Source organism: Sphingomonas sp. (assembly GCF_039595165.1).
Taxonomy (GTDB): Bacteria; Pseudomonadota; Alphaproteobacteria; order Sphingomonadales; family Sphingomonadaceae; genus Sphingomonas.
This window is the reverse complement of sequence record NZ_JBCNMA010000145.1, coordinates 1-8,089: the sequence shown is the minus strand read 5'-3', so window position 1 is coordinate 8,089 and position 8,089 is coordinate 1. Positions and strand designations below refer to the sequence as shown.

Sequence of the window (8,089 nt, the reverse complement as noted above, 5' to 3'; positions counted from 1 at the left end):
GTTCACGCTCAACTACACCCAGGCGATGCTGGTGCAGTTCTGCTTCTTCACCGCCTATCTACTGATCGGCATTCCCGGCGCGAAGCTGGTCAAGAAGCTCGGCTATATGCGTGGTGCCGTGGCCGGGCTGCTAACGATGATGGTCGGCTGCCTGCTGTTCATCCCGGCCTCACAGAACGCCACCTACGGCCTGTTCCTGTTCGCGTTGTTCGTGCTGGCGAGCGGCGTCGTGATCGTGCAGGTGGTCGCCAATCCGCTGATCTCGCTGCTCGGCAAGCCCGAGACCGCGCATAGCCGCCTCACCTTCGCGCAAGCGTTCAACTCGCTCGGCACGACGGTCTTCCCGATCGTCGGCTCGATGCTGATCCTCGGCAGCCTCGCCACCGTCACCGCCAATCAACTCTCAGGTGCGGAGCTCGACGCTTATCGAGTCGCCGAGAGCAAGGCGATCATGCATGGTTATCTCGGCATCGCCGCCGCCCTTGCGATCGTTGCAGGCGCCGTGTGGCTATTCCGCAACCGACTGAAGGGCGAACGGCACGAAGCGAGCAGCGGGCTTGCCGGCTTCGACCTGCTCAAGCGCACGCGCTTCGGCTACGGCGCGCTGTGCATCTTCCTCTATGTCGGCGCAGAGGTCTCGATCGGGTCGCTGATCGTCAACTATCTGATGCAGCCGGGCGTAATGGGGCTTCAGGAGCAGGCAGCAGGCAAGCTGATCGGTTTCTACTGGGGCGGCGCGATGGTCGGCCGCTTCATCGGCTCGGGCCTGATGCGCGTCATCAGCCCCGGCAAGATCCTCGCCTTCGTGGCGCTCGGCGCGATCGCGCTGATCCTGATCTCGACCAACACCAGCGGCACGGTGTCGGGCTACAGCCTGCTCGCGATCGGCCTGATGAACTCGATCATGTTCCCGACGATCTTCGCGCTGGCTTCGGAGAAGCTCGGCGGCCGCGCGGCCGACGGGTCGGGGATCATCAACATCGCGATCTTCGGCGGCGCGGTCGTGCCGCTGGCGACCGGTGCGCTGGCAGATGCGACGGGCAGCCTTGCCACCGCATTGCTGCTGCCGGCGGTCTGCTACGCGATCATCGCGGGATTCGGCTATTATGCCCGTCGCCCCTATGACGGTCCCGTCGCTAGCTGACATGCAAAGGGCCGGCGAGTCGCCTGGCCGGCCCTTCTGCGCTGGTGCCCCTGGCCGGACTCGAACCAGCATGCCTTGCGGCGGTCGATTTTGAGTCGACTGCGTCTACCATTTCGCCACAGGGGCCCGTCGCGAGCGCCGGTCGCTAGACCATCGGCCGCGGTGCCGCAAGCCGGATGCGGCGGTGCCCCGCGCCATATATTTGACAGGGCCCGCCCCGCTTCCTATATCCCGCCTTCACCCCGATCGGTCGGGAAATGATGCGCCGTCGCGCAGCGCATCGGACGAATTGGCCGCCGGGATCCATAGACGCTTGAGAGGCTGAGCTTTTCTTCTCTTCGGAAGAGGAAGTTGCTCGGCCCTTTTGGCGTCTGTTCGCGTGCCTGCCCCGGCGGATACCGGGACGCATTTCAGGCTGACGAGGCAAAAAATCCACATGGCAACCAAGGCGATCGAAGGCGGCACCGTGAAGCGCCGCATCCGCAAGGTGTTCGGCGACATCCACGAAGTGGTGCAGATGCCGAACCTGATCGAGGTTCAGCGCGAATCCTACGAACAGTTCCTCCGCAGCGATCCTTCGATCGGCTATGTCTCGGGCCTCGAGAAGACCCTGCGCTCGGTGTTCCCGATCCGCGACTTCGCCGGCACCGCCGAGCTCGACTTCGTCACCTATGAGCTCGAAGCTCCCAAGTTCGACGTCGAGGAATGCCGTCAGCGCGGCATCACCTATGCCGCGCCGATGCGCGTCACGCTGCGCCTGATCGTGTTCGAGGTCGATCCCGATACGGAAGCCCGGTCGGTGCTCGATATCAAGGAGCAGGACGTCTACATGGGCGACATGCCCCTGATGACGGGCAACGGCACCTTCTTCATCAACGGCACCGAGCGCGTCATCGTCAGCCAGATGCACCGCTCGCCGGGCGTGCTGTTCGACCATGACCGCGGCAAGACGCACGCGAGCGGCAAGTACCTCTTCGCAGCGCGCGTGATCCCGTATCGCGGCTCGTGGCTCGACTTCGAGTTCGACGCGAAGGACATCGTCAATGTCCGCATCGACCGCAAGCGCAAGCTGCCGGTGACGACCCTGCTGTACGCCCTCGGGCTCAACAGCGAGGAGATCCTCAACCACTTCTACAACACCGTCACTTTCGTGCGCGGTCCCAACGGCTGGCAGATCCCGTTCCAGCCCGAGAACTGGCGCGGCGCGAAGCCGATGTTCGACATCATCGACGCCAGCTCGGGCGAGGTGGTGTTCCCGGCCGGCCAGAAGATCTCGCCGCGCGCCGCCAACAAGGCGGGCAAGGACGGCCTCGCGACGCTGCTGATTCCGACCGAGGAGATCTTCGGCCGCTACAGCGCGTTCGACCTGATCAACGAAAAGACCGGCGAGATCTATATCGAGGCGGGCGACGAGGTGTCGGCCGACAATCTCGAGAAGCTCGACAAGGCCGGCATCGACCGCATCGAGCTGCTCGACATCGACCATGTCTCGACCGGCCCGTGGATCCGCAACACGCTCAAGGCCGACAAGGCCGAAGAGCGCGAGCAGGCGCTGTCCGACATCTATCGCGTCATGCGCCCCGGCGAGCCGCCGACGCTCGAGACCGCGGAATCGCTGTTCGCCGGCCTGTTCTTCGATCCGGAGCGCTACGACCTCTCGGCCGTCGGCCGCGTGAAGCTCAACATGCGCCTCGACCTCGACGCCGAGGACACCGTCACGACGCTGCGCACCGAGGACATCCTCGCGGTGGTCAAGACGCTCGTCGACCTCAAGGACGGCAAGGGCGAAGTCGACGACATCGACAATCTCGGCAACCGCCGCGTGCGTTCGGTGGGCGAGCTGCTCGAGAACCAGTATCGCGTCGGCCTGCTCCGCATGGAGCGCGCCGTGAAGGAGCGCATGAGCTCGGTCGACGTGTCGACCGTGATGCCGAACGACCTGATCAACGCGAAGCCGGCCGTCGCCGCGGTTCGTGAGTTCTTCGGCTCGTCCCAGCTGTCGCAGTTCATGGACCAGACCAACCCGCTCTCCGAAGTGACGCACAAGCGTCGCGTCTCGGCGCTCGGGCCGGGCGGTCTGACGCGTGAGCGTGCTGGCTTCGAAGTCCGCGACGTGCATCCGACCCACTATGGCCGTATCTGCCCGATCGAGACGCCGGAAGGCCCGAACATCGGCCTGATCAACTCGCTGGCGTCGTTCTCGCGCGTCAACAAGTACGGCTTCATCGAGACGCCCTACCGCAAGGTCGTCGACGGCAAGGTGACCAACGAGGTCGTCTATCTCTCGGCGATGGAAGAGGCGAAGCACACGATCGCCCAGGCTTCGGCCGAGGTCGATGGCGATCAGCGCTTCACAGAGGAACTGGTCTCGGCGCGCCAGGCGGGCGAGTTCCTGATGGCGCTTCCCGACCAGATCACGCTGATGGACGTCTCGCCCAAGCAGCTCGTTTCGGTCGCGGCCTCGCTGATCCCGTTCCTCGAGAACGACGACGCCAACCGCGCGCTCATGGGCTCGAACATGCAGCGCCAGGCCGTGCCGCTGGTTAAAGCGGAAGCGCCGTTCGTCGGCACCGGCATGGAAGAGACCGTCGCCCGTGACTCGGGCGCCGCGATCGCCGCGCGCCGTGCTGGCATCGTCGACCAGGTCGATGCGTCGCGTATCGTCATCCGCGCCACCGGCGAAGTGTCGGCGGAAGAGAGCGGCGTCGACATCTACACGCTGATGAAGTTCGAGCGATCGAACCAGTCGACCTGCATCAACCAGCGTCCGCTGGTGAAGGTGGGCGACGTCGTCAACGTGGGCGACGTGATCGCCGACGGCCCGTCCACCGAATTCGGCGAGCTCGCGCTGGGCCGCAACGCGCTCGTCGCGTTCATGCCCTGGAACGGCTACAATTATGAGGACTCGATCCTCATCTCCGAGCGGATCGTGAAGGACGACGTGTTCACGTCGATCCACATCGACGAGTTCGAAGTGATGGCCCGCGACACCAAGCTCGGGCCGGAGGACATCACCCGCGACATCCCGAATGTCGGCGAGGAAGCACTGCGCAACCTCGACGAGGCGGGCATCGTGTACATCGGCGCCGAGGTCGAGCCGGGCGATATCCTGGTCGGCAAGATCACGCCCAAGGGCGAGAGCCCGATGACGCCGGAGGAGAAGCTCCTCCGCGCCATCTTCGGCGAGAAGGCTTCGGACGTCCGCGACACCTCGCTCCGCCTGCCCCCGGGCGTTAGCGGCACGATCGTCGACGTGCGCGTGTTCAACCGCCACGGCATCGACAAGGACGAGCGCGCGATGGCGATCGAGCGCGAGGAGATCGAGCGCCTGAAGAAGGACTCGGACGACGAGCGCAACATCCTCAACCGCGCGACCTGGTCGCGCCTTCGCGAGATGCTGCTCGGCCAGACCGCGACCGGCACGCCGAAGGGCCTCAAGAAGGGCTCGGTGATCGACGAGGATCTGCTCGATAGCGTCGACCGCCACGAGTGGTGGAAGTTCGCGGTGCAGGACGACAAGGTCCAGAGCGACCTCGAAGCGGTGAAGGGCCAGTATGACGAGGCCGTGAAGCGCATCAAGGACAAGTTCGAGGACCGCCGCGAGAAGCTGGAGCGCGGCGACGAGCTGCCGCCGGGCGTACTCAAGATGGTCAAGGTCTTCGTCGCGGTGAAGCGCAAGCTGCAGCCGGGCGACAAGATGGCCGGCCGTCACGGCAACAAGGGCGTCATCTCGCGCATCCTCCCCGTCGAGGACATGCCGTTCCTCGAGGACGGCACGCCGGTCGATCTCGTGCTCAACCCGCTGGGCGTGCCCTCGCGCATGAACGTCGGGCAGATCTTCGAGACGCATCTCGGCTGGGCCGCGCGCAACCTCGGCATGCAGGTCGCCTCGGCGTTGGAGGATTGGCGCGAAGCCAATCCGGACGCCAAGGCGGGCGAGATGCCGGCCGCGGTCAAGGATCGCCTCGTCGAGATCTACGGCGATCACTATGCCGAGGAGATCAAGGCGCGCAGCGGCGAGCAGGTCGCCGAGCTGATCGAGAATGTCCGCACGGGCATCCCGATGGGCACCCCGGTGTTCGACGGCGCGCGCGAGAGCGACGTGTCGGCGATGCTGGAGCTGGCAGGCCTCGACACCTCGGGCCAGTCGACCCTGTTCGACGGCCGCACGGGTGACGCGTTCGACCGCAAGGTCACGGTGGGCATCATCTACATGCTGAAGCTCCACCACCTGGTCGACGACAAGATCCACGCGCGTTCGATCGGGCCGTACTCGCTCGTCACCCAGCAGCCGCTGGGCGGCAAGGCGCAATTCGGCGGCCAGCGCTTCGGCGAGATGGAGGTGTGGGCGCTGCAGGCTTACGGCGCGGCGTACACGCTCCAGGAGATGCTGACGGTGAAGTCCGACGACGTCGTCGGCCGCACCAAGGTCTACGAGGCGATCGTCAAGGGCGACGACACGTTCGAGGCCGGCATCCCCGAGAGCTTCAACGTGCTCGTCAAGGAAATGCGCTCGCTGGGCCTCAACGTCGAACTCAAGTCGATGGACGAAGAGGACGGCGACGAGCTGGCCGAGGCGGCGGAGTAACGGGTGCTACGGAGTGCTGTGTTGACATCACAGTGCTCCGTCCCCTCCCCGCCCGACGAATTTGACCCTCCAGAGGGACACAGAGAATGAACGAACTGACCAATTTCGCGAACCCGGTCGCCAAGCCGGAGACCTTCGACCAGATCCAGATCGGCATCGCGTCGCCCGACCGCATCCGCTCCTGGTCGTTCGGCGAGATCAAGAAGCCGGAGACGATCAACTATCGCACGTTCAAGCCCGAGCGTGACGGCCTGTTCTGCGCGCGCATCTTCGGTCCGATCAAGGACTATGAGTGCCTGTGCGGCAAGTACAAGCGCATGAAGTACAAGGGCATCGTCTGCGAGAAGTGTGGCGTCGAGGTGACCGTCTCGAAGGTCCGCCGCGAGCGCATGGGCCATATCGAGCTCGCGGCCCCGGTCGCGCACATCTGGTTCCTGAAGTCGCTGCCGTCGCGCATCGGCCTGCTGCTCGACATGCAGCTCAAGCAGCTCGAGCGCGTGCTCTACTTCGAGAGCTACATCGTCACCGAGCCGGGCCTGACCCCGCTCGAGAAGTATCAGCTCCTCACCGAGGACGAGCTGCTCGACGCGCAGGACGAATATGGCGAGGACGCGTTCTCGGCCGGCATCGGGGCCGAGGCGGTCAAGATCATGCTCATGGACCTCGACCTCGAGGGTGAGCGCCAGCAGCTGCTCGACGAGCTCGCCACGACCAAGTCGGAGCTCAAGCCCAAGAAGATCATCAAGCGCCTCAAGGTCGTGGAGTCCTTCATCGACTCCGGCAACCGTCCGGAGTGGATGATCCTCGACGTCGTTCCGGTCATCCCGCCCGAGCTGCGCCCGCTGGTGCCGCTGGACGGCGGCCGCTTCGCGACCTCGGATCTCAACGATCTGTATCGCCGCGTGATCAACCGTAACAACCGCCTGAAGCGCCTGATGGAGCTGCGCGCGCCGGACATCATCGTCCGTAACGAAAAGCGCATGCTGCAGGAGGCGGTCGACGCGCTGTTCGATAACGGACGCCGCGGCCGCACGATCACCGGCGCCAACAAGCGTCCGCTCAAGTCGCTGTCCGACATGCTCAAGGGCAAGCAGGGCCGCTTCCGCCAGAACCTGCTCGGCAAGCGCGTCGACTATTCAGGCCGTTCGGTCATCGTGACCGGTCCGGAGCTCAAGCTGCACCAGTGCGGCCTGCCCAAGAAGATGGCGCTCGAGCTGTTCAAGCCGTTCATCTACGCCCGGCTCGACGCCAAGGGTCTCTCGATGACCCTCAAGCAGGCCAAGAAGTGGGTCGAGAAGGAGCGCAAGGAAGTCTGGGACATCCTCGACGAAGTCATTCGCGAGCACCCGGTCCTCCTCAACCGCGCGCCGACGCTCCACCGCCTGGGCATCCAGGCGTTCGAGCCGGTGCTGATCGAGGGCAAGGCGATCCAGCTCCACCCGCTGGTCTGCTCGGCGTTCAACGCCGACTTCGACGGCGACCAGATGGCCGTTCACGTTCCGCTGAGCCTCGAGGCCCAGCTGGAAGCGCGCGTGCTGATGATGTCGACCAACAACATCCTGTCGCCCGCCAACGGCAAGCCGATCATCGTGCCGTCGCAGGACATGGTGCTGGGCCTCTACTACATCTCGATGGAGAAGGAGGGTGAACCCGGCGAAGGCATGATCCTGGGCGACATGGCCGAGGTGCACCAGGCGCTGTTCAACGGCGCGGTGACGCTGCACACCAAGATCACCAGCCGCGTGCCCCAGACGGACGAGGACGGCAACGCGTACATGAAGCGTTTCGAGACCACCCCGGGCCGCATGCTGCTCGGCGAGTGCCTCCCGAAGAGCCACAAGGTGCCGTTCGACGTCGTCAACCGCCTCCTCACCAAGAAGGACGTCGGCGACGTGATCGACGAGGTCTATCGCCACACCGGCCAGAAGGAGACCGTGCTGTTCGCCGACGCCATCATGGCGCTCGGCTTCCGTCACGCGTTCAAGGCAGGCATCTCGTTCGGCAAGGACGACATGATCATCCCGGCGCAGAAGGAAGCGATGGTCGACGAGACCCGCGCGCTCGTGAAGGACTTCGAGCAGCAGTATCAGGACGGTCTGATCACGCAGCAGGAGAAGTACAACAAGGTGATCGACGCCTGGAGCCGCTGCGGCGACCAGGTGGCGGCCGCGATGATGGACGAGATCAAGGCGGTCAAGAAGGACCCCGAGACCGGCCGCGAGAAGCCCGCCAACGCGATCTACATGATGGCGCACTCGGGTGCCCGTGGTTCGGCGGCGCAGATCAAGCAGCTCGCCGGCATGCGCGGCCTGATGGCCAAGCCGTCGGGCGAGATCATCGAGACGCCGATCATCTCG

Annotated in this window: 3 protein-coding genes and 1 tRNA gene; 3 read left to right on the top strand and 1 reads right to left on the bottom strand. The window is 65.0% G+C overall.

Annotated elements, in window-relative coordinates; all coding sequences use genetic code 11:
• Window positions 1-1,144, top strand: a 1,144-nt coding sequence (locus ABDV68_RS16965; protein ID WP_343521286.1) for a sugar MFS transporter, incomplete at its 5' end; no start/stop codon positions are given.
• A gap of 42 nt (window positions 1,145-1,186) precedes the next feature.
• Here the strand turns inward: ABDV68_RS16965 and ABDV68_RS16960 are convergent.
• Window positions 1,187-1,270 (bottom strand) — tRNA-Leu (locus ABDV68_RS16960).
• Window positions 1,271-1,580: 310 nt separating this feature from the next.
• On the opposite strand from ABDV68_RS16960, the gene rpoB reads away from it, so the two are divergent.
• Both rpoB and rpoC read left to right on the top strand, forming a co-directional pair.
• Window positions 1,581-5,732: a DNA-directed RNA polymerase subunit beta gene (rpoB, locus tag ABDV68_RS16955; protein ID WP_343521285.1), complete on the top strand. Its 4,152-nt coding sequence runs from the start codon at window positions 1,581-1,583 to the stop codon at window positions 5,730-5,732.
• Window positions 5,733-5,818: 86 nt separating this feature from the next.
• The coding region (gene rpoC, locus ABDV68_RS16950; protein WP_343521284.1) for a DNA-directed RNA polymerase subunit beta' at window positions 5,819-8,089 on the top strand (2,271 nt) is incomplete at its 3' end.